Source organism: Streptomyces sp. CNP082 (assembly GCF_059570535.1).
The window spans coordinates 165,559-184,866 of the sequence record NZ_JCANSZ010000003.1 but is presented as its reverse complement, the minus strand read 5'-3'; the positions used below and the strand labels follow the sequence as shown (position 1 = coordinate 184,866).

18 protein-coding genes and 2 tRNA genes are annotated in these 19,308 nt (G+C 75.1%); 12 read left to right on the top strand and 8 right to left on the bottom strand.

Annotated features, from left to right (window positions below; translation table 11 throughout):
* Positions 1-23: 23 nt before the first annotated feature.
* Both B124_RS03770 and B124_RS03765 read left to right on the top strand, forming a co-directional pair.
* Positions 24-96, top strand: a tRNA-Glu gene (locus tag B124_RS03770).
* Between the two features lie 37 nt (positions 97-133).
* Positions 134-209, top strand: a tRNA-Glu gene (locus tag B124_RS03765).
* A 165-nt stretch (positions 210-374) separates the two neighbouring features.
* On the opposite strand, the gene B124_RS03760 is transcribed toward B124_RS03765, so the two are convergent.
* Positions 375-1,091 (bottom strand): IclR family transcriptional regulator, encoded by a 717-nt coding sequence (locus B124_RS03760; RefSeq protein WP_281621774.1) that lies wholly within the window; start codon positions 1,089-1,091, stop codon positions 375-377.
* A 167-nt stretch (positions 1,092-1,258) separates the two neighbouring features.
* Here B124_RS03760 and leuC point away from each other — a divergent pair, with 167 nt between their 5' ends.
* The 4 genes from leuC (at position 1,259) to B124_RS03740 (ending at position 4,420) form a co-directional block, all read left to right on the top strand.
* A complete protein-coding gene (gene leuC / locus B124_RS03755; protein ID WP_496501166.1) occupies positions 1,259-2,671 on the top strand; it encodes a 3-isopropylmalate dehydratase large subunit in 1,413 nt (470 codons plus the stop codon).
* 3 nt (positions 2,672-2,674) lie between these two features.
* The gene (gene leuD / locus B124_RS03750; RefSeq protein ID WP_496501165.1) at positions 2,675-3,286 is read left to right on the top strand and encodes a 3-isopropylmalate dehydratase small subunit; all 612 of its coding nucleotides are present in this window, start codon (positions 2,675-2,677) and stop codon (positions 3,284-3,286) included.
* 126 nt (positions 3,287-3,412) lie between these two features.
* Positions 3,413-3,625, top strand: a complete 213-nt coding sequence (locus B124_RS03745; RefSeq protein WP_496501164.1) for an SCO5555 family protein — start codon at positions 3,413-3,415, stop codon at positions 3,623-3,625.
* Positions 3,626-3,751: 126 nt separating this feature from the next.
* Positions 3,752-4,420, top strand: coding sequence for an HU family DNA-binding protein (locus tag B124_RS03740; protein ID WP_496501163.1), 669 nt, complete (start codon positions 3,752-3,754; stop codon positions 4,418-4,420).
* Between the two features lie 120 nt (positions 4,421-4,540).
* On the opposite strand, the gene B124_RS03735 is transcribed toward B124_RS03740, so the two are convergent.
* Complete coding sequence (locus tag B124_RS03735; RefSeq protein WP_496501162.1) at positions 4,541-4,744, bottom strand: hypothetical protein; 204 nt, start codon at positions 4,742-4,744, stop codon at positions 4,541-4,543.
* Positions 4,745-4,768: 24 nt separating this feature from the next.
* Entirely contained in the window at positions 4,769-5,572 is an 804-nt protein-coding gene (gene cofC / locus B124_RS03730; RefSeq protein WP_496501161.1) for a 2-phospho-L-lactate guanylyltransferase, read from the bottom strand.
* A 153-nt stretch (positions 5,573-5,725) separates the two neighbouring features.
* Here cofC and B124_RS03725 point away from each other — a divergent pair, with 153 nt between their 5' ends.
* The 3 genes from B124_RS03725 to B124_RS03715 are packed head-to-tail and all read left to right on the top strand — an operon-like array spanning position 5,726 to position 8,711.
* The gene (locus tag B124_RS03725; RefSeq protein ID WP_496501160.1) at positions 5,726-6,472 is read left to right on the top strand and encodes a lysophospholipid acyltransferase family protein; all 747 of its coding nucleotides are present in this window, start codon (positions 5,726-5,728) and stop codon (positions 6,470-6,472) included.
* Positions 6,469-7,509, top strand: coding sequence for an NAD(P)H-dependent glycerol-3-phosphate dehydrogenase (locus B124_RS03720; protein ID WP_496501159.1), 1,041 nt, complete (start codon positions 6,469-6,471; stop codon positions 7,507-7,509). The genes B124_RS03725 and B124_RS03720 overlap by 4 nt, the downstream gene beginning before the upstream one ends.
* 32 nt (positions 7,510-7,541) lie before the next feature.
* A complete protein-coding gene (locus B124_RS03715; protein ID WP_496501158.1) occupies positions 7,542-8,711 on the top strand; it encodes a D-alanine--D-alanine ligase family protein in 1,170 nt (389 codons plus the stop codon).
* A gap of 208 nt (positions 8,712-8,919) precedes the next feature.
* On the opposite strand, the gene B124_RS03710 is transcribed toward B124_RS03715, so the two are convergent.
* Complete coding sequence (locus B124_RS03710; protein ID WP_496501157.1) at positions 8,920-9,489, bottom strand: DUF3515 domain-containing protein; 570 nt, start codon at positions 9,487-9,489, stop codon at positions 8,920-8,922.
* A gap of 20 nt (positions 9,490-9,509) precedes the next feature.
* Positions 9,510-9,743, bottom strand: a complete 234-nt coding sequence (locus B124_RS03705) for an Lrp/AsnC family transcriptional regulator (RefSeq protein ID WP_496501156.1) — start codon at positions 9,741-9,743, stop codon at positions 9,510-9,512.
* A 137-nt stretch (positions 9,744-9,880) separates the two neighbouring features.
* On the opposite strand from B124_RS03705, the gene B124_RS03700 reads away from it, so the two are divergent.
* Positions 9,881-10,855 carry a thiamine-phosphate kinase gene (locus B124_RS03700; RefSeq protein ID WP_496501155.1) on the top strand — a complete coding sequence of 325 codons (975 nt, stop codon included), beginning with the start codon at positions 9,881-9,883 and terminating at the stop codon, positions 10,853-10,855.
* Positions 10,848-11,702 (top strand): bifunctional hydroxymethylpyrimidine kinase/phosphomethylpyrimidine kinase, encoded by an 855-nt coding sequence (gene thiD / locus B124_RS03695; RefSeq protein WP_496501154.1) that lies wholly within the window; start codon positions 10,848-10,850, stop codon positions 11,700-11,702. The genes B124_RS03700 and thiD overlap by 8 nt, the downstream gene beginning before the upstream one ends.
* 123 nt (positions 11,703-11,825) lie before the next feature.
* Here thiD and rpmB read toward each other — a convergent pair whose 3' ends face one another.
* On the bottom strand, positions 11,826-12,011 hold the full coding sequence (gene rpmB, locus B124_RS03690; RefSeq protein WP_180929172.1) for a 50S ribosomal protein L28: 186 nt from the start codon (positions 12,009-12,011) through the stop codon (positions 11,826-11,828).
* Between the two features lie 238 nt (positions 12,012-12,249).
* On the opposite strand from rpmB, the gene B124_RS03685 reads away from it, so the two are divergent.
* Entirely contained in the window at positions 12,250-14,049 is a 1,800-nt protein-coding gene (locus B124_RS03685; protein WP_496501153.1) for a DAK2 domain-containing protein, read from the top strand.
* A 47-nt stretch (positions 14,050-14,096) separates the two neighbouring features.
* On the opposite strand, the gene B124_RS03680 is transcribed toward B124_RS03685, so the two are convergent.
* On the bottom strand, positions 14,097-17,360 hold the full coding sequence (locus B124_RS03680; RefSeq protein WP_496501152.1) for a tetratricopeptide repeat protein: 3,264 nt from the start codon (positions 17,358-17,360) through the stop codon (positions 14,097-14,099).
* Positions 17,357-19,288, bottom strand: coding sequence for an HSP90 family protein (locus tag B124_RS03675; RefSeq protein ID WP_496501151.1), 1,932 nt, complete (start codon positions 19,286-19,288; stop codon positions 17,357-17,359). Before B124_RS03675 ends, B124_RS03680 begins: the two co-directional genes overlap by 4 nt.
* Between the last annotated feature and the right edge of the window lie 20 nt (positions 19,289-19,308).

Here is a 19,308-nt window from a genome sequence, read left to right as displayed (position 1 = left end):
GCAACGCAGTTGCAGATGTGCCCGCCCCCGTTGTGTAGCGGCCTAGCACGCTGCCCTCTCAAGGCAGTAGCGCCGGTTCGAATCCGGTCGGGGGTACAGGTCCTCTCCATCGCGAGGAGAGGATCGTCCAAAGGCCCCCGTTGTGTAGCGGCCTAGCACGCCGCCCTCTCAAGGCGGTAGCGCCGGTTCGAATCCGGTCGGGGGTACCACCTGGAAAACCTGCCCCGTCCCCGCCTCGGCGGGGGCGGGTTTGTGCGTTGGTGCGCCGCCGTGGGCGGTGCCCGTACCCGGCGGGGGAGGGGCGCCGCAGCAGCCCCCCGGCCCCGCCCGGTCTTGCGCGGCCTGCGCGGCCTGGCGGCGCCCCGCGCCCACCCTCATCCCGTCCTGCGCAGCGCGTCCGTGAGCCGTGCGGCGGCGTCCACGACCGCCTGGGCGTGCATCCGCCCCGGGTGCCGGGTGAGGCGCTCGATCGGCCCGGAGACCGAGACGGCGGCCACCACGCGGTTCGACGGGCCGCGTACGGGCGCGGAGACCGACGCGACGCCCGGCTCCCGCTCCCCGACGGACTGGGCCCACGCCCGGCGCCGTACGCCCGACAGGGCCGTGGCCGTGAACCGGGCGCCCTGCAGTCCCCGGTGCAGCCGCTCGGGCTCCTCCCAGGCGAGCAGCACCTGGGCCGCGGAGCCGGCCTTCATCGGCAGGGTGGAGCCCACCGGGACGGTGTCGCGCAGGCCCGAGAGCCGCTCGGCCGCCGCGACGCAGATGCGCATGTCGCCCTGGCGCCGGTAGAGCTGGGCGCTCTCGCCGGTGACGTCCCGCAGGTGCGTGAGCACCGGGCCCGCCGCGGCCAGCAGCCGGTCCTCGCCGGCCGCCGCCGCCAGCTCGCCGAGCCGGGGGCCGAGGATGAACCTGCCCTGCATGTCCCGCGCCACCATGCGGTGGTGTTCCAGGGCCACCGCGAGGCGGTGGGCCGTGGGGCGGGCGAGACCGGTCGCGGAGACCAGCCCGGCGAGGGTGGCCGGACCGGACTCCAGCGCGCTCAGTACCACAGCCGCCTTGTCGAGTACGCCGACGCCGCTAGAGTTGTCCATGCAACGATACTCACGTCTCACACTGTGAAACGCAAGTTCAAATTTCCGGCGGACGCGTCACTCTGGGGAGACCGGCCCCCGTCCGGAACCAGGGGGAGCGGACGGTGCCGCCGTGCACCGGCACGGACGCACACACGCAGTTCGCGATCAACGACGATGGGAATGCGATGGGAAGGACACTCGCGGAGAAGGTCTGGGACGACCATGTCGTCCGGCGCGCGGAGGGCGAGCCCGACCTTCTCTTCATCGACCTGCACCTGCTGCACGAGGTGACCAGCCCGCAGGCGTTCGACGGCCTGCGCAAGGCGGGCCGGCCGGTGCGCAGGACCGACCTCACCATCGCCACCGAGGACCACAACACCCCCACCCTCGACATCGACAAGCCCATCGCCGACCCGGTCTCGCGTACGCAACTGGAGACCCTGCGCAAGAACTGCGCCGACTTCGGCGTCCGGCTGCACCCGCTCGGCGACGTCGAGCAGGGCGTCGTGCACGTCGTCGGCCCGCAGCTCGGGCTGACCCAGCCGGGCACCACCGTGGTCTGCGGCGACAGCCACACCTCCACCCACGGCGCGTTCGGCGCGCTGGCGTTCGGCATCGGCACCAGCCAGGTCGAGCACGTGCTCGCCACGCAGACGCTGCCGATGGCCCCGTTCAAGACCATGGCCGTGACCGTCAACGGTGAGCTGCCCGAGGGTGTCACCGCCAAGGACCTGATCCTGGCGATCATCGCCCGCATCGGCACCGGCGGCGGTCAGGGCTACGTGATCGAGTACCGCGGCGAGGCCGTCGAGAAGCTCTCGATGGAGGCGCGGATGACGATCTGCAACATGTCCATCGAGGCCGGCGCCCGCGCCGGGATGGTCGCGCCGGACGAGACGACGTTCGCGTACCTGAAGGGCCGCGCGCACGCCCCCGAGGGCGCCGGCTGGGACGAGGCCGTCGCGTACTGGCGCACGCTGCGCACCGACGACGACGCCGTCTTCGACCGCGAGGTCGTCATCGAGGCCGCCGAGCTGGCCCCGTTCGTCACCTGGGGCACCAACCCCGGGCAGGGCGCGCCGCTGTCGGCGCAGGTGCCCGACCCGGCGTCGTTCGGCGACGCCAGCGAGCGGCTGGCGGCGGAGAAGGCGCTGGAGTACATGGGCCTGACCGCGGGGCAGCCGCTGCGCGAGATCGCGGTCGACACCGTGTTCGTCGGCTCCTGCACCAACGGCCGGATCGAGGACCTGCGCTCCGCTGCCGAGGTGGTCAGCGGGCGGCGGGTCGCCGAGGGCGTACGGATGCTGGTCGTGCCCGGCTCCGTACGGGTCGCGCTGCAGGCGGTCGAGGAGGGGCTCGACAAGGTGTTCACGGCCGCCGGCGCCGAATGGCGGCACGCCGGCTGCTCGATGTGCCTGGGCATGAACCCCGACCAGCTCGCCCCCGGCGAGCGCTCGGCGTCCACCTCCAACCGCAACTTCGAGGGCAGGCAGGGCAAGGGCGGCCGTACGCACCTGGTCTCCCCGCAGGTCGCCGCGGCCACCGCCGTGACCGGCCGGCTGTCCTCTCCGGCCGACCTGATCACCGCGGAGGTCTGATCCATGGAAGCCTTCACCGTCCACACCGGGCGCGCCGTGCCGCTGCGCCGCGGCAACGTCGACACCGACCAGATCATCCCGGCCCACTGGCTGAAGAAGGTCACCAGGGACGGCTTCGAGGACGGCCTCTTCGAGGCGTGGCGCAAGGACCCGGAGTTCGTGCTGAACAGCGCGGCGTACCGGGGCGCGAGCGTCCTGCTGGCCGGCCCGGACTTCGGCACCGGCTCGTCCCGCGAACACGCCGTCTGGGCGCTGCAGAACTACGGCTTCAAGGCGGTCGTCTCGTCCCGCTTCGCCGACATCTTCCGCGGCAACTCGCTCAAGAACGGCCTGCTGACCGTGGTGCTGCCGCAGGCGGACGTCGAGCGGCTGTGGGAGCTGGTCGAGGCCGAGCCGCAGACCGAGGTGACCGTCGACCTCCAGGCCCTTGAGGTACGCGCCGGCACCGAGCCCGGCACGCCCGCGTTCGCCACGTCGTTCGAGCTGGACGAGAACGCCCGCTGGCGGCTGCTGAACGGTCTCGACGACATCAGCATCACCCTTCGGCACGAAGCTGACATCGCCAATTTCGAGGCGGCCCGGCCGGCGTTCAAGCCGCAGACCGTACCGAGCTGACCGGCGGATTCCGCCACAGCACCGGCCCCGCGCCCGCCACCGACAGGTGGCGGGCGCGGGGCTTTGTGCGCCGGTGCGTTGGCACGCCGCCGGGCGACAACTCACCGCAGATGACACAATCGGCGCATGGAACCCGAGGGCCAACTCGCGCTCTACGAGGCCGTCGCCGCCGGGCTGAAGGAGGCCCACCGCAAGGTGCGCGAGGTGGCCGTGACGGACGCTGAACGGGCAGAGCTGACAAGGCGCCTGCTCGCCATCACGGGTGCCGCCAAGCACGATCTCGCTGGAGCCGCAAGGCGGCTGGAGCGGCTGCGGCGGGAGCTGGACGCGCGCTCGTAGCGGGAGTCCGTTGCGACACAAGGGTGATGAGAGACGTTTTGCCTTTGATTTGCGGTATATATCTGCCTAACGTGCGAAAAAGCTTGAACATTTCGTTCGGCAATCAATGCCTCCGAAGGGGAAGACGTGAACAAGGCACAGCTCGTTGAAGCTATTACCGACAAGATGGGTGGCCGCCAGCAGGCCGCCGACGCCGTGGACGCCGTCCTCGACGCGATCATTCGTGCGGTCGTCTCCGGCGAGCGCGTATCGGTCACGGGCTTCGGCTCTTTCGAGAAGGTGGAGCGCCCGGCGCGCTACGCCCGCAACCCCCAGACCGGCGAGCGTGTCCGGGTCAAGAAGACCTCCGTGCCGCGGTTCCGCGCGGGGCAGGGCTTCAAGGACCTCGTCTCCGGCTCCAAGCGGCTGCCGAAGCACGACACGGCGGTGAAGAAGGCCCCGAAGGGCAGCCTGTCCGGCGGCACCAAGACCACCGCCAAGGCCGCGGCCAAGAAGGCCACCAAGAAGAGCGCTGCCAAGAAGACCACGGCGAAGAAGACGACCGCCAAGAAGGCCGCGGCCAAGAAGGCGCCGGCGAAGCGGACGACGGCGAAGAGGGCGACGGCCAAGAAGACCACGGCGAAGAAGACCACGGCCAAGAAGACCACCGCGAAGAAGGCCAGCGCCAAGAAGACGGCCGCCAAGAAGTCGGCGAAGAAGGCCCCGGCGAAGAAGGCGACCGGCAAGAAGGCGCCGGCCCGCAAGGCCCCCGGCCGGCGGACCACGGCCAAGAAGACCACTGCCAGGAAGCGATGACGGACCCGGCGCAGGGTCCGCAAGCGGGGCCGGCTCCCCTCGGGGAGACCGGCCCGCGGCATGTCCGGGCCCGGCCGGGCCCTGCCGTACGGGACGGGGCGGTGGCTCCGGCCCGCGGCGTCAGAGCGTCGGCAGCGTCACCAGGACGATCCTGCGCTCCTCGCCCGCGCCCTCGGTCTCGATCCGCACCCGCTGCCCCGGCCTGAGCAGCCGCAGGCCCCCCGCCGCGAACGCGGCGCCGTCGAAGGGCACCGGCGTGCCGTCGTCGAGGAGCACGCTGCCGCTGCGGGTCTGCGGGTCGTACGTGAACGCTGTGGCCTGCATGCGCGGCAGGTTACCGGCCGGCGCTCAGCCGCACACCCCGTCGCCCGCCGGCCGCGGCCCCCGGGCGTGCTCCGGGCACCGGGTGATGCCGCCGGCCCCGTTGCGGGCGTCCACGTCGCGGACCCCCCCGTCGCAGGCATCCGGGCCGTACGCCGCCAGCCCGGCCAGCGCCGCCGCCGTGTGCCGCCCCACCCCCAGGGCCACCGCCGCGCGCAGGTCCGCGCCGGTGTCGACGTCCTGGCGCACGGAGTCCACCCCGGTGAGCCCGATCTCCCGCGCCCCGGACGCCAGGTGCCGGGCCCGGGACCCGACGCCGAACCCCGGCGCCAGCGCCACCCCCGCACCCGCCGCGAGCAGCGTCGTGCCCACGCCCGGGGCGTCGGCCAGGAACGCCCGCCCGCCGCCCGCCGCCGCGAGCACCCGGGCCAGCTCCGCGGGCCGCAGCGCCGGGAGATCCGCGTTGAGCGCCGCGACGGCGGCGCCGGGCTCTGCCGCCCGTATCCGCTGCTCCCCGTGCGCCAGCGCGGCGTTCAGGCCCGCTCGCGGGGCATCCGGGACGACCCGCGCCCCCGCCGCCGTCAGATGCCCCGCCGCCTCGGCGTCGTCCGTGACGACGGTGACGGAGCCCACTGCCGGGCAGCCGAGCGCCGCGCCCACCGTGTCGAGCGCGAACGCCAGCGCCAGCCGGCCCCGGCCCGCCTCGCCCGCCGCCGGGGCCAGCCGGGACTTCGCCAGCGCCAGCGGTTTCAGCGGCACGACGACATGCCAGTGCCGCCGGTCCGGTCGGCCGGGGAGTTCCGTCTGCGCAGGTGCTGTGCGTTTCGTCATCGTCGTCGCACCATTGTCGCCTGCCCCCGCTGCGCGGGGCGGGGCGGGCCGCTCGCATGGGCGTACGGTGTTCTCGACAGACGTGAGAACCGGGGTGACACTGTTTCGTCCCCGAAACGCACACCGAGGAAATCCGGGAAGGTGAAAAGGACCGTGGCACGGCGGAGGATCGGCTTCTGGTACCGGCTGGTCGCGGCCATCTGCAAGCCGCCGCTGCGGCTGCTCGCCAAGCGGGACTGGCGTGGCGCGGAGCACATACCGGCCGACGGCGGATTCATCACCGCCGTCAACCACAACTCGTATCTCGACCCGTTCTTCTATGCCCACTTCCAGTACAACACCGGCCGCGTGCCGCGGTTCCTGGCGAAGGACGGACTCTTCAAGAAGGGCATCGTCGGCACCTTCATGCGCGGCACCGGGCAGATTCCCGTCTACCGCGAGTCGACCGACGCCTCCCGGGCATTCAGCGCCGCGGTCAAAGCCGTCGAGGACGGCGAGTGCGTCGCGTTCTACCCCGAGGGGACGCTCACCCGCGACCCTCGGCTGTGGCCGATGAAGGGCAAGACCGGCGCCGCCCGGGTCGCCCTCGTCACCCGGGCCCCCGTCATCCCCGTCGCCCACTGGGGCGCCAACGAGGTGCTGCCGCCGTACGGCAAACCCCGGCTCTTTCCGCGCAAGACCTTCCACCTGCTCGCCGGGCCGCCGGTGGACCTGTCGGCGTTCTACGGCAAGGAGCCCACCCCGCAGGTGCTCGCGGAGGCCACCGAGGTCATCATGGACGCCGTCACCCGCCTGCTGGAGGAGCTGCGCGGCGAGCAGGCGCCCGCCGAGCGCTTCGACCCGAAGACCGTACGCGCCGAACAGCGCCGCCGCTCCGCGAACCGTAAGGAGAACTCGTGACGCGCTGCGCCGTCTTCGGCACCGGGTCGTGGGGCACGGCCTTCTCGATGGTGCTGGCCGACGCCGGCTGCCAGGTGACGATGTGGGGCCGCAGAGCCGGGCTCGTCGACACCCTCAACGCCACCCGCGAGAACCCCGACTACCTGCCGGGCGTACGCCTCCCCGACACCGTCACCGCGACCGCCGACCCCGCACAGGCCGCCCGGGGCGCCGAGTTCACCGTCCTCGCCGTGCCGGCGCAGACGCTCCGCGGCAACCTGGAGCACTGGGCGCCGCTGCTCGACCCGGGCACCGTGCTCGTCAGCCTGATGAAGGGCGTCGAGCTGGGCACCGCCAAGCGCATGAGTGAGGTCATCGAGGAGGTCGTCACCAAGGAGGGCGCCGGCGAGGGCCCCGCGGGCGGCCCCGGCGGCGTCCGGGGCCGGGTCGCCGTGCTCACCGGCCCCAACCTCGCCCGCGAGATCGCCGCCCGGCAGCCCGCCGCCGCCGTGGTCGCCTGCACCGAGGAGGCGGTGGCCCGCCGGCTGCAGACCGCCTGCCACACCCCGTACTTCCGCCCGTACACCAACACCGACGTCGTCGGCTGCGAACTCGGCGGCGCCGTCAAGAACGTCATCGGGCTGGCCGTCGGCATCGCCGACGGCATGGGCCTCGGGGACAACGCCAAGGCGTCGCTCATCACCCGCGGCCTCGCCGAGACCGCCCGCCTGGGCAGCGTGCTCGGCGCCGACCCGCGTACCTTCGCGGGCCTGGCCGGCATGGGCGACCTCGTGGCCACCTGCTCCTCGCCGCTGTCCCGCAACCACACCTTCGGCACCAACCTCGGCCGCGGCATGACGCTGGCCGAGACCATCGCCGCCACCAAGCAGACCGCCGAGGGCGTCAAGTCCTGCGAGTCCGTGCTCGATCTCGCCCGCAGACACGCGGTCGACATGCCGATCACCGAGACCGTCGTGAGCATCGTGCACGACGGGAAGCCCCCGCTCGTGGCGCTGAAGGAGCTGATGTCGCGCAGTGCCAAGGCGGAGGGACACTGACGTACCCGTACGCAGCGGGTAGTGTGCGAGCGATGAGCAGCGAGCACTCCTACGAAAGCCAGGGCCGCAAGCCGCGCGTCGCCGTCGTTTTCGGCGGGCGCAGCTCCGAGCACGGCATCTCCGTGGTCACCGCGGGTGCCGTGATGGGCGCGATCGACCGGAACAAGTACGAGGTGCTGCCCATCGGCATCACCGCCGACGGCCGCTGGGCGCTCACCGCGGACGACCCCGAGCGGATGGCCATCGCCGGCCGCCGGGTGCCGCAGGTGGAGGAACTGGTCGACGCGGAGGCGGAGGACGGCGCCGTCGTGCTCTCCGCCGACCCCGGCAGCCGCGAGGTCGTCTACGCCGAGCCGGGGCAGGTGCCCAAGGCGCTCGGCGAGGTCGACGTCGTCTTCCCGATGCTGCACGGCCCGTACGGCGAGGACGGCACGCTGCAGGGCATGCTCGACCTGTCCGGTGTGCCGTACGTGGGCTCCGGTGTGCTGGCGTCCGCGGTCGGCATGGACAAGGAGTACATGAAGCGGGTCTTCGTCTCGTACGGGCTGCCGGTCGGCCCGTACGTCGTGATCCGGCCGCGCGAGTGGGAGCAGGGCGCCCCCGGGCAGGAGGGCGCGGCGGCCCGCAAGAAGATCGTGGACTTCGCCGCCGACCACGGCTGGCCGGTGTTCGTGAAGCCCGCGCGGGCGGGGTCGTCCATCGGCATTACGAAGGTCGGTGAACTCGGCGCGCTGGAGGACGCGATCGCCGAGGCGCGCCGCCACGACCCGAAGATCATCGTGGAGGCGGCGGTCAGCGGGCGCGAGATCGAGTGCGGGGTGCTGGAGTTCGAGGACGGGCCGCGGGCCAGCGTGCCCGCCGAGATCCCGCCGACCACCAGCCACGACTTCTACGACTTCGAGGCCAAGTACATCGACTCCGCCGACGGGATCGTGCCGGCGCCGCTGACCGAAGAGGAGACGGCCGAGGTGCAGCGGCTGTCGGTCGCCGCGTTCGAGGCGTGCTCCTGCGAGGGCCTCGTACGGGCGGACTTCTTCCGCACCGACGACGGCGGGTTCGTGATCAACGAGATCAACACGATGCCCGGGTTCACGCCCATCTCGATGTACCCGCGGATGTGGCAGGAGAGCGGCGTGAGCTACCCCGAGCTGGTCGACCGGCTCATCCAGGCGGCGCTGCGCCGCTCGACGGGGCTGCGCTAGCCGCCTCCGGCGAGGTTCGCGGCGTCTGCGTCCGCCCCGCGCCGCCCGGTGCCTGCCCGGCCTCCCCTCGCCCGCTCATGCGGCCCCGCTCATGCGGCCGGGAACGGCAGGCGCCGCCGCGGCGCAGGCGGGCACGCCGCCTGCCGCAGGAATGGCACCCGACGTCACCGAGGGCGCTCAGCAGCCTTGCCGGGGCCGCCGAAGGGCGTCAGAGCGTGCCCGGGACGGAGCTGCCGACCGGTTCCGCCAGGTCCGTCAGCGCGTTGACCTCGGGCGCGTACGTGCCGGGCACGGTGACCTCCACGAACGCCTCGCGCAGCGTGGTGGTGAAGCGGGCGCCGTCGTCCAGGTCCTCGTACAGCCAGTCGACGCCGTTCACGCTCACCGCGTCGGATTCGGGGTTGTAGTGTTCACTCCCGGGCGTGAGCACCTCCGGCCTGGACACGCCGCAGCGCAGCTCGACGGCCGGGTCACCCCACCCGGCGGTCAGCGCCGAGACCGGATCGGTCTCGCGGCGCTTCTGACCGTCGACGGTGCCTGGCAGCCGGTCGGCGAGCGCGCGGCAGTGGTCCACGGCCTTCCCCGTCGGGGTCGGCACGGCCACCTGCGGCGCGCCGCCGTCGCCTGATGAACAGGCGGCGAGCGCGGCGGCGAGCAGCAGAAGCGTGGCGGGCAGTCGGAGAGCGGAGCGGTATGGCCGGATGGTGCGGAAGTGCAGGGTGGGGCGGTCGGCCGGTGCGGTGCGATCGTGCGGGGTCGGGAGGCTCGGCGTGGTCACGGGCCGAGCATACGGGGGGCCTAGAGATGGACGACCGGGCAGGTGAGAGTCCGGGTGATGCCCGGCACCTGCTGGACTCTGGCGACCACGAGACGGCCGAGTTCGTCGACCGTGTCCGCCTGAGCGCGCACGATCACGTCGTACGGCCCGGTGACGTCCTCGGCCTGGATCACTCCGGGGATCTTGGCGATGACTTCGGCGACGGCCGACGCCTTGCCGACCTCGGTCTGGATCAGGATGTAAGCCTGTACCACGGAACCTCCAGGGGCGGCTTCGAGGATCATGGGGGGAGAGACGCAACCGTATCGCGGAGTCCGGCCGGCGCGGGAGGGTCGGGACCGGCCATGACGGGCGAGACCGGGGGCGCCGGGTTGACGGAAGGAGCGATCCGATGAGGGGCCGGGGCCAGGGGCAGGGCACCGTGGGGGAGCTGGGCGAGTTCGGGCTCATCCGGGAGCTGACCTCCCGGCTGACCACGACGCCGGCGGTACGGATCGGGCCCGGCGACGACGCGGCGGTCATCAGCGCCCCCGACCGCCGGGTCGTGGCCAGCACCGACGTGCTGATCGAGGGCCGGCACTTCCGCCGCGACTGGTCCACGGCGTACGACGTGGGCCGCAAGTCCGCCGCCCAGAACCTCGCCGACATCGCCGCCATGGGCGCCGTCCCCACCGCCCTGCTCCTCGGCCTCGTCGTCCCCGCCGACCTGCTCGTCACCTGGCCCGCGGAGCTGATGGACGGGCTGCGCGACGAGTGCCAGGTCGCCGGCGCCGCGGTCGTCGGCGGCGATGTCGTACGGGGCGACGCCATCACCCTCGCGATCACCGCGCTCGGCGACATGCAGGGCCACGAGCCGGTCACCCGCGCCGGTGCCCGCCCCGGCGACGTGGTGGCGGTGACGGGCTGGCTCGGCTGGTCCGCGGCCGGCCACGCCGTGCTGGCCCGCGGCTTCCGCTCGCCCCGCGCCTTCGTCGAGGCCCACCGCCGCCCGGAACCGCCGTACCAGGCGGGCCCGGCGGCGGCGGCGCTCGGCGCCACGTCCATGACGGACGTCAGCGACGGGCTGCTGGCCGATCTCGGGCACGTCGCGGAGGCGGGGAAGGTCCGTATCGACATCCGCACCGCGGCCCTCGACGTGCCCGGGCAGATGGCGGACATCGGCAAGGCGGTGGGCGTGGACCCGCTGCAGTGGGTGCTGACCGGCGGCGAGGACCACGCGATCGTGGCGACGTTCCCGCCGCAGGTGAAGCTGCCGGCGCGGTGGCGGGTCGTGGGCGAGGTGCAGGCGCCCTCGGCGGCGGCGCAGGTGACGGTGGACGGCGAGCCGTGGCGGGGCACGGCGGGCTGGGACCACTTCGGTGGGTGAGCGGGCCGGTGCCGGGGCGGGCGGGAGCGCGCCGCCGCGGGTGCTGACCGTCGCCGGCTCCGACTCCGGCGGCGGCGCGGGCATCCAGGCCGACCTGAAGACGATGCTCGCGCTCGGCGTGCACGGCATGAGCGTCCTCACCGCCGTCACCGCGCAGAACTCCCTGGGAGTGCAGGACAGTTGGACGCTGCCGGCGGCGGCGGTGCGCGCCCAGTTCCGCAGCGTCGTCGACGACATCGGGGCCGAGGCCGTGAAGACCGGCATGCTGGCCGGCCCCGAGACGGTGACGGTGGTCGTGGAACTGCTGGCCGGTGTCCCCGCGCCGGTCGTGGTCGACCCCGTCGGCGTCTCCTCCTACGGCGACCGGCTGCTGGCGGCCGGGGCGCTGGACGCGGTGCGTAGCCGGCTGCTGCCGGCGGCGACCGTCGTCACCCCGAACCTGGCCGAGGCGGCGTGGCTGACGGGGATCCGGGTGGCGGGCGCGGCGGACATGCCGCGGGCGGCGGCGGCGCTGCTGGCGTACGGGCCGCGGTGGGTGCTGGTCAAGGGCGGGCACCTGCCGGCGGACGAGAGCGCCGCGGACCTGCTGACGGACGGCGCCGAGGAGCACTGGCTGCGCGCGCCCCGGCTGCCGGTGCGGCACACCCACGGCACGGGCTGCACGCTGGCCAGCGCGGTCGCCGCGTACCTGGCGCTCGGGCGGCAGGTGCCGGAGGCGGTGGCGGCGGCGAAGGAGTACGTCACGGGGGCGATCGCCGGGGGGTTCCCGCTGGGAGAGGGGACGGGCCCTGTGGACCACGGGTGGCGGTGGCGGCGGGAGGCCGGCGCCGGGGGGTCTGCGGACTGAGGGCCGCGTCTGTGCGTACGGCCTGAACTCCCCTGTCCCGTACGGCCCGCCGGCCCGGAGACGCGAGAGAGCCGGCCCACCCTGTGGTGGACCGGCTCGCTGTGCGTGGGCGGCTGCGCTGCGTCAGCGCGAGACCTTGCCCGCCTTGATGCACGAGGTGCAGGCGTTGAGGCGCTTCGGCGTTCCCCCGACCACGGCGCGCACCCGCTGGATGTTGGGGTTCCAGCGGCGGCGGGTGCGGCGGTGCGAGTGGGAGATGCTGTTGCCGAAGCCCGGCCCCTTGCCACAGACGTCGCAGTTGGCAGCCACGGGTCACTCCAAGCTTCTGATGCACGTACGGATGGATCCCGGCAGCGCGCCCTTCTCCCGCGGAGGGAGCAGGTCGGCCGAGCCGGGGAAGGAAGGCCCGGTACGGGACCGGGCAACCTGTGCAGCATACTACGGCGCTTCCCGGCGGAGGAAATCACCGGTCCAGCGGCTACGCTGCGGCTACACCGTACCCGGCCGTGCCGTCGTCCGTTCCGAGAGGTCCGAGGGGGTTCCGCAGGTGCTCGACGCCGCTTCCGTGCGGGCCTGGTGCGCCCTGGCCCTGGAGGCGCTGGGCCGCGGCCGGGAGGAGATCGACGCGGTCAACGTCTTCCCGGTCGCCGACGGCGACACCGGGACCAACCTGTATCTGACGGTGGAGTCGGCGGCGCAGGCGGTGGACGCGGTCCACGGGGCGTTCACGGCGCCGGGCGCGACCCCCGGCGCGGGTGGCGGCGGCGGGCAGCCGGCGGTGGCGGACGTGCTGCGGGCGATGGCGCACGGGGCGCTGATCGGGGCGCGGGGCAACTCGGGGACGATCCTGGCGGAGCTGCTGCGGGGGCTGACGAGCGCGGTGGTGGCGGCCGGCGGGGACGCCGGGTCCGGGGCTGGGCCTGAGTCCGGGGCTGGGTCTGGATCCGGGTCCGGGCCCGGGGCCGTTGCCGGTGCCGCGGACGGGGAGTTGCTGGCCGTTGCGCTGCGGCGGGGCGCGGACGCGGCGCGGGCCGCGGTGGAGCATCCCGTCGAGGGCACGATGCTGACGGTCGCCGACGCCGCCGCCGCGGCGGCCGAAGCGGCGGCGGAACCGGCGGCGGAATCGGCTGCCGAGGGCCGCGCGGCGCGGGCGGCGCAGGTGGCGCGCGGTGCGTACGACGGCGCCCGGGAGGCGCTGGCCGCGACGACCGGGCAGTTGGACGTGCTGCGCCGGGCGGGCGTCGTGGACGCCGGGGGCCTGGGTCTTGTGGCGGTGCTGGGCACGCTCGCCGACGCCCTGAGCGGCGCCGCCCGCCCCACAGAGCTGGGGCCCGACGGACCGGCGGGCCGCGGCCCCGGAACCCGCCGGACTGCCGCCCGCCACGACGGCGGCGCGTGCGCGGTGCCGGGCGGGGGCGGGCCCGCGTACGAGGTGATCTACCTGCTGGAGGCCGACGACGACGCCGTCGCCCGGCTCCGGCCGCGGCTCGACGGGCTCGGCGACTGCCTCGTGGTCGTCGGCGGCGACGGGCTGTGGCGGGTGCACGTGCACGTCGACGACGCCGGTGCCGCGGTCGAGGCGGGCGTCGAGGCCGGGCGCCCGTACCGCATCCAGATCACCAGTCTCCCGGCCGATGCCGCCGCCCCCGCGCCCCCGGACGAGGCCGCCGACGGCGGCGAGCCCGCGGGCCGGGCGGTCCTCGCCGTCGTGCCGGGCGACGGGCTGGCGGCGCTGTGCGCGCAGGCGGGTGCCGCGGTGGTGACCGTACGGGAAGGGGAGCCGCCCGCGAGCGGGGAGCTGGCGGAGGCGCTGCGGCGGACGGGCGCGCGGGAGGTCGTCCTGCTGCCGAACGACGCGGAGTTGCGGCACACCGCCGCGGTGGCGGTGGCCCAGGTGCGTACCTCCGGCGTGCGCGCGGCCTTCATCCCCACGCGCGCGGCGGTGCAGGGGCTGGCGGCGCTGGCGGTGCACGACCCCGGGCGGCGGTTCGACGAGGACGTGGTCTCCATGACGGCCGCGGCCGGCGCCACGCGGCACGCGGAGCTGGCGGTCGCGGAGCAGGAGGCGTGGACGACGGCGGGCATCTGCCGCCCCGGCGACGTGCTCGGGGTGGTGGAGGGCGACGTGGCGGTGGTCGGCAGCGGCCTCGCCGAGACCGCGGAGGCGGTGCTGGACCGGATGCTGGCGGGCGGCGGCGAACTGGTCACCCTGGTGCTGGGCCCGGACCTGCCACCGGGCTTCGGCGCGCGTCTTGAGGCGCACGTACGGAGCGGGCATCTGGCGGTGGACACGGTGGTGTACGACGGCGGGAGCCAGTCGGCGCCGCTGCTGATCGGGGTGGAGTAGCGGGCGCGGGGACGCACGCGGCGCTCCGCTCCGGGGCCCGGCGGCCCTCAGCGCTCCGCGTAGTCCAGCAGCGCCTGGGCCTCGTCGCGGCGGGACTTGGCGGTCTCGGTCTCGGCGCCCCCGTCCGGGTACGCGGCGAGCACCGCGCGGGCGCGCCGCGCCGCCGCCTCCCGGCGGCCGAGGTCGGTCTCCAGCCAGGCGGCGAGCAACTGGGCCCCGGTGTGCTCGTCGAGGCACTCGGGGCCCAGCTCGGCGAAGCCGGCCACGGCGCGTAAGACGTGGCTCAGACCCTCTTCGTACGCGGCACGCGCGGTGGCGGCGGCGGCCTCGTCGGGGTCGTGCGGAGTGCTGTCGGAGGCGGCGGTGATGAGGTCGCCGGTCTGCCGGTGCGTGGTGGCGAGTTCGGCGAGCAGCACGTCGCGACGCCCGCCGCGGACCGGGGCACCGGCGGCGGACGCACCGCCCGCCGGGCCGTCCGGCGCGGGTCCGGCGGCCGTGGCGGTGCCGGCTGTGTCCGGGTCGCTGGCCGTGGCCGGTCCTCCCTCTGCTGTTCCGGGACCGTCCGCCGACGTGGCTGGATTGCGTCGGTCGCCCGGCTCGGCCGTCGTCGCCAGGGCCGCCGCCAGCTCCCGTTCCGCCGCCGCCATCAGCGCCCGCCCCGCCGCCGCCCCCGACCCGCCCGGCCGGAGCGCCAGCCACGCGCGGGCCCTGACCGTGCGGCTCAGCGCCGGGACGTCGCCCAGCTCCCGCCACAGCGCGCCCGCGCGCTCGTACGCGCGGTCGGCCTGGGCGTCGAGCTCCGCCGCGTTCAGCGCCTGCGCGGCCAGCGTCGCGAGCATCGCGTGGTCGCGGGCGCCGTCGTGGTCCCAGCCCGCGGCGATCGCCGCGGCCAGCACGTACTGCTCGGCCGCCTGCTTGTGCTCCCTGAGCTGCCCCATGGCGTCACCCAGCCACCAATGGGTCTGGACCATTGATCGTTCGCCGTGCAGCGCCGGGTTCAGGTCGGCGAGCGCGTCCTCCAGCACCGCCGCCGCCTCCGCCGAGCGGCCGAGGCGGAGCAGGGTGCCGCCGAGGTGGTGGCGGGCCCAGGCGCCCATGGCGTCGGAGTCGCCGGCCTCGTCGGCCCAGAGGGCGGCTTCGAGCAGGTGCTCGGCGCCTTCGGCGTCGCGGCCGGTGTTGCACAGGATGTCGGCGAGCTGCAGGTGCAGGCCCGCCTGCCCGGCGGGGCGGGCGGGCCCGGCGCTGTGCGCCAGCGCCCCGCGCACGGCGCGCTCCGCGGTCTCGCGGTCGCCGAGCCGGGAGGCGATGCCGGCCAGCGCGGACTGGGCGCGTACCGCGTGCCAGGGGACGCCGGCGGCGGTGTACCCGGCGATGGCCTGCTCGTACAGCGCGGCGGATCGTTCCGTCTCGCCGTGCCGGTCGGCGAGTTCGGCCTGGAGCTGGTACGCCTCGGCGGCCCGGCCGGCGACGTGCGGGTCGTCCGGGTACGGCGCGGCGAAGGCCAGCACCGCGGCCACCGCTTCGGCGGCGGTACGGGGAGCGTCCACGGGCGCGGCAGCGCCGGTCCCGCCGGGCGGCGGATCCGTCCGCACGGAACCGATCCCCCGCCCGGCCGGTGCCGCGCCGTCGCCGTGCCTGGCGTGGATACGGGCCCGGCAGATCAGCGCCGTCGCCGCCTGGGCGGCCGTGGCGCGGCCCTCGGTGTGCAGCGCCAGCGCGCGGGCGCAGGGCTCCGCCACCGCCGCCAGGGCCTCGTCCGTACGGCCCGCGCGGGCGAGGGCGAGCGCCGCGCGGGCGCGCGCGGCCGCGGCCTGGCCGGGGTCGTCCGCGGCCTCGAACAGCCCGGCCGCCGTCCGGAACAGGGCCGCGGCCTCGCCGGGTTCGGTGTCCGGGGCCATCGCGCGGTGGGCGGTGACCTCCGCGCGGTCGCGCGGGGGCAGTTCGGTGCCTTCCTGTGCCGCCGCGTGCGCGGCGTCCGCCCAGGCCCGTACCGCGTCGGGGTGGCGGGCCGCCGTCCGCTCCCGGGCCGTGCCGAGTAACTCCGCCACCCCGGGCCGTACGGCCGCCGTCCCGGCCGCTGCCTGTGCGGCGGGCTCCGCCACTGCCTCTGCCCCGGGCTGTGCCGCCGGCCGGGCCGCGGGCGCCGCGCCCCGTCGCGCGCGCAGCCCCAGCGGCAGCCGGTCCACCAGCGGCTTCCGGGTCATCCGCTCGCGTACGCCTCCCGACACCGCCGCCGTGCCGTTGCGCGCGTCGAAGCGGCCCGCCAGCGCCAGCGCCTCCCGCTCCGCGTACGCCCTCAGCTCCGCGGCAGTCCACTCCCGGCCCGCCCCGCCGACGCCCGGCGGGCCCACCACCCGCTCCCCGCCCAGGCCCAGCACCGCCAGCCGCCGCGTCAGCAGCGCCGTCACCGCCAGGTACGCCATCAGGCTCGACGGCTCACCCCGGGCCGTCAGATACGCCGGGCGCTCCGCCAGCAGCTCAAGACCCCGCGCCTCGTTGCCCGTCAGCGCGCAGAACTCCACGTGCCGCGCGAACGCGGACCGCATGCTCTCCATCCGCCGCACCAGCCGGTGCCCGCGCAGATGGGCGGCCCGCGCCTCGTCGGCGCGGCCCAGCCGCAGCAGCGGCAGCAGCGACTCCGCGAGCGTGGCGTGCGGCTCGTGCGCGCAGGCGTGCACGCCGTCGAGCACCGGCCGCCACAGCTCCAGCGCCGCGGCGTCGTCGCCGTGCCCGGCCTCCCAACTGCCCTGGCCGCGCAGCTCGCAGGCGTGGCAGTCGCTCGTGGCGTCGCGCTCCGCGGCCCGCCAGGCGGCGTACGCGCGGGCGGCGCGCGCGTCGTCGCCGACGTGCTCCGCGATGTGGTACTCCGCCTGCCGCACGGCGCGTTCGCTGTGGCCCGCGAGACGGTAGCGGCGCTCCATCTCGGCGAGCCACTTCTCCATCGCGGCCAGCGGGATGTGCGGCTGGTCGGTCATCCCGGAGGAGACCCACTTGAACATCCAGAAGAGCTGGTGGGCGTCCTCCTCGCCGAAGTCCTCGGGACGCTCGTCCCACATGCGCAGCAGCCGCGCGAAGGGGACGAACATCTTGTCCTGCTCGGAGCTGAAGTTGTACGTCTGCAGCAGGTGGATCAGGCTCTCGACGACGAACGCGGCCTGTCCCGTGCGCTCCGCCTCGGCGAGCAGCCGCTCCGCGCCGGCGTTGCGGCCGGGGCCCTCGGGCTCCTGCGCGTTGTCGTGCATCGCCCGGCGGAACGCGTAGATGTCGGCGGGAGGCCCGGCGGGGGAGGGGGCAGGGGCACCGGCGCTCATCTGCCGTCCTCCCCCGTGTCCTCCCCCGCGTCTTTCCCGGAGTCCCCGCGTGCGCCGCGGTCGCCGCCGCCGGGGTCCGCATCCCCCGGCGGGTGCACGGCCCACTCCAGCAGACCGGCGAACGCCCGGTTCAGCAGCGCCGAGTCGGCCGGCCGCAGCGGGCGCTGCGCCATCAGCAGCGCCTGCCCGTACAGCGCCTCGATCGCGCTGCCGGCCAGCTCGGGGGCGCCCAGGGCGCTGATCCGGCGCACCAGCGGACTGCGGTGGTTGAGGACGAGCCGGGCGCGCGGCGTGCCGCCGCGCAGGCTGCCGAGGATGCCGGCCCACAGCTCGTCGGCCTGCTCCTCCTCGTCCGCGCGGGCCCGTTCGTGCCGGGCGGCACGGTCGTCGAGGTGGAGCGCGGGCACCGTCAGCGGGTGGAAGGCGCGGAGTACGACGTCGCAGGCGAGCGGGTCGAGGCGGGCGCGGGCGACGCCGAGGAAGCCGGACAGGGCCAGCTCCTCGGCCGGGTCGACGGTGTCCAGGTGCGCGGTGACGGTGTCCGGGTCCAGCTCGGCGACCGCGGCCCCGGGGCGCACCCGGGGGAGCAGCTCGACCAGCTCCGCGTCGTAGGTGTAGCCGCCGTTGACGACGCCGATGCCCTGCGCGGAGGCGATCGGCGCGACCTGCCGGAACTCCTCCACGCTGCGGGTGAAGTGCACCACCGGGTGGCGCTGCGCGAACTCCGCCAGGGACACCTGCCCGTCCGTGGTCTCGAACGGCAGCCACGGCAGCATCGTGCGCAGCATCTCCTCGTCGTGCCTGGCCAGCGACTTCACGCCCAGGTGGTGCACGGACAGGAACTGCGTGAGCCGGTCCGGGTCGCCGGCGGCCAGCGACGTCAGCCAGTCGCGTACGGCGCCGCCGAGCGCCTCGCGTACGGCGAGGAGCGTCTCGTCCTCGTACAGCGCCTCGCGCGAGGCGGTCGGGCGCAGGCTGTCGGTGTCGACGACGCAGCGGACGAAGAACGCCCAGTCGGGCAGCAGCCCTTCGGCACGCGCGGTGAGCAGCATGCCCTTCAGATGCACCCGGTGCCCGGCGCGCTGGGCGGGGCTGACGGCGGACGGCAGCACGTACGCCACCCCGCGCACGCCCGCGAGCGGCACGTCCAGCTCGACGGCGTCGAGCGGGGTGAAGCCGAAGACGTCGCGGCAGTGGCCCGCGAGCGCCACCCGGCGGGCGGCCGGGCTCGGATACGGGCGGTCCCAGACGGCGGGCAGCTCGGTGACCGGCGTCTCGCCGACGCGCACGTCGTACGGCAGGAGCGAGCCGAAGTCGCGGGCGAGGTCCGCGACGCGCGCGGGCTCGAACCACTCGGTGCAGCCGGGCCGCGGCGTCAGGTGCACGGTGGTGCCGGGCTCGGGGCGGGCGGCCGGGGGGAGGGTCCGTACCGTGTACGAACCGTCGTCGGCGGCCGTCCACTCCACCGGCGGCGCCTCGGGATCACGGGCCGACCTGCTGACCACCCGGATCCGCTCGGCGACCAGGAAGCAGGCCAGCAGGCCGATGCCGAACTGGCCCAGGAACCCGGCCCGCGCCGACTCCAGGTCCCCGGTGCGCTTGGAGCTGCGGCCGATGGTGGCGAGCAGCTCGTGCACCTCCGCCTCGGTGAGCCCCACGCCGCTGTCCTCGACCCGCAGGCCGGCGGCCGGGCCGCCGTGGTCCCCGGGCGCGCCGCCGGCCCGGGGCCCGGCGTACAGCCGGATCCGGTCCGGTGCGCCCGCGTCGGCCACGCGGCGGGCGGTGACGGCGTCGACGGCGTTCTGCAGCAGCTCGCGCAGGTAGACCCGCGGGCTGGAGTAGAGGTGGTGGGAGAGTAAGTCCACCAGGCCGCGCAGGTCGACCTGGAAGGTGTGGGACGCGGTGTGCGCAGCGTTCTCAGGTGTCATCACGAGAGCGCCGGCGGGGG

What these genes read in the sequence shown, in the direction of transcription:
- B124_RS03760 (WP_281621774.1), bottom strand. Translation starts at nt 1,091, where the DNA reads ATGGACAACTCTAGCGGCGTCGGCGTACTCGACAAGGCGGCTGTGGTA.
- leuC (WP_496501166.1), top strand. Translation starts at nt 1,259, where the DNA reads ATGGGAAGGACACTCGCGGAGAAGGTCTGGGACGACCATGTCGTCCGG.
- leuD (WP_496501165.1), top strand. Translation starts at nt 2,675, where the DNA reads ATGGAAGCCTTCACCGTCCACACCGGGCGCGCCGTGCCGCTGCGCCGC.
- B124_RS03745 (WP_496501164.1), top strand. Translation starts at nt 3,413, where the DNA reads ATGGAACCCGAGGGCCAACTCGCGCTCTACGAGGCCGTCGCCGCCGGG.
- B124_RS03735 (WP_496501162.1), bottom strand. Translation starts at nt 4,744, where the DNA reads ATGCAGGCCACAGCGTTCACGTACGACCCGCAGACCCGCAGCGGCAGC.
- cofC (WP_496501161.1), bottom strand. Translation starts at nt 5,572, where the DNA reads ATGACGAAACGCACAGCACCTGCGCAGACGGAACTCCCCGGCCGACCG.
- B124_RS03715 (WP_496501158.1), top strand. Translation starts at nt 7,542, where the DNA reads ATGAGCAGCGAGCACTCCTACGAAAGCCAGGGCCGCAAGCCGCGCGTC.
- B124_RS03700 (WP_496501155.1), top strand. Translation starts at nt 9,881, where the DNA reads ATGAGGGGCCGGGGCCAGGGGCAGGGCACCGTGGGGGAGCTGGGCGAG.
- B124_RS03680 (WP_496501152.1), bottom strand. Translation starts at nt 17,360, where the DNA reads ATGAGCGCCGGTGCCCCTGCCCCCTCCCCCGCCGGGCCTCCCGCCGAC.
- B124_RS03675 (WP_496501151.1), bottom strand. Translation starts at nt 19,288, where the DNA reads ATGACACCTGAGAACGCTGCGCACACCGCGTCCCACACCTTCCAGGTC.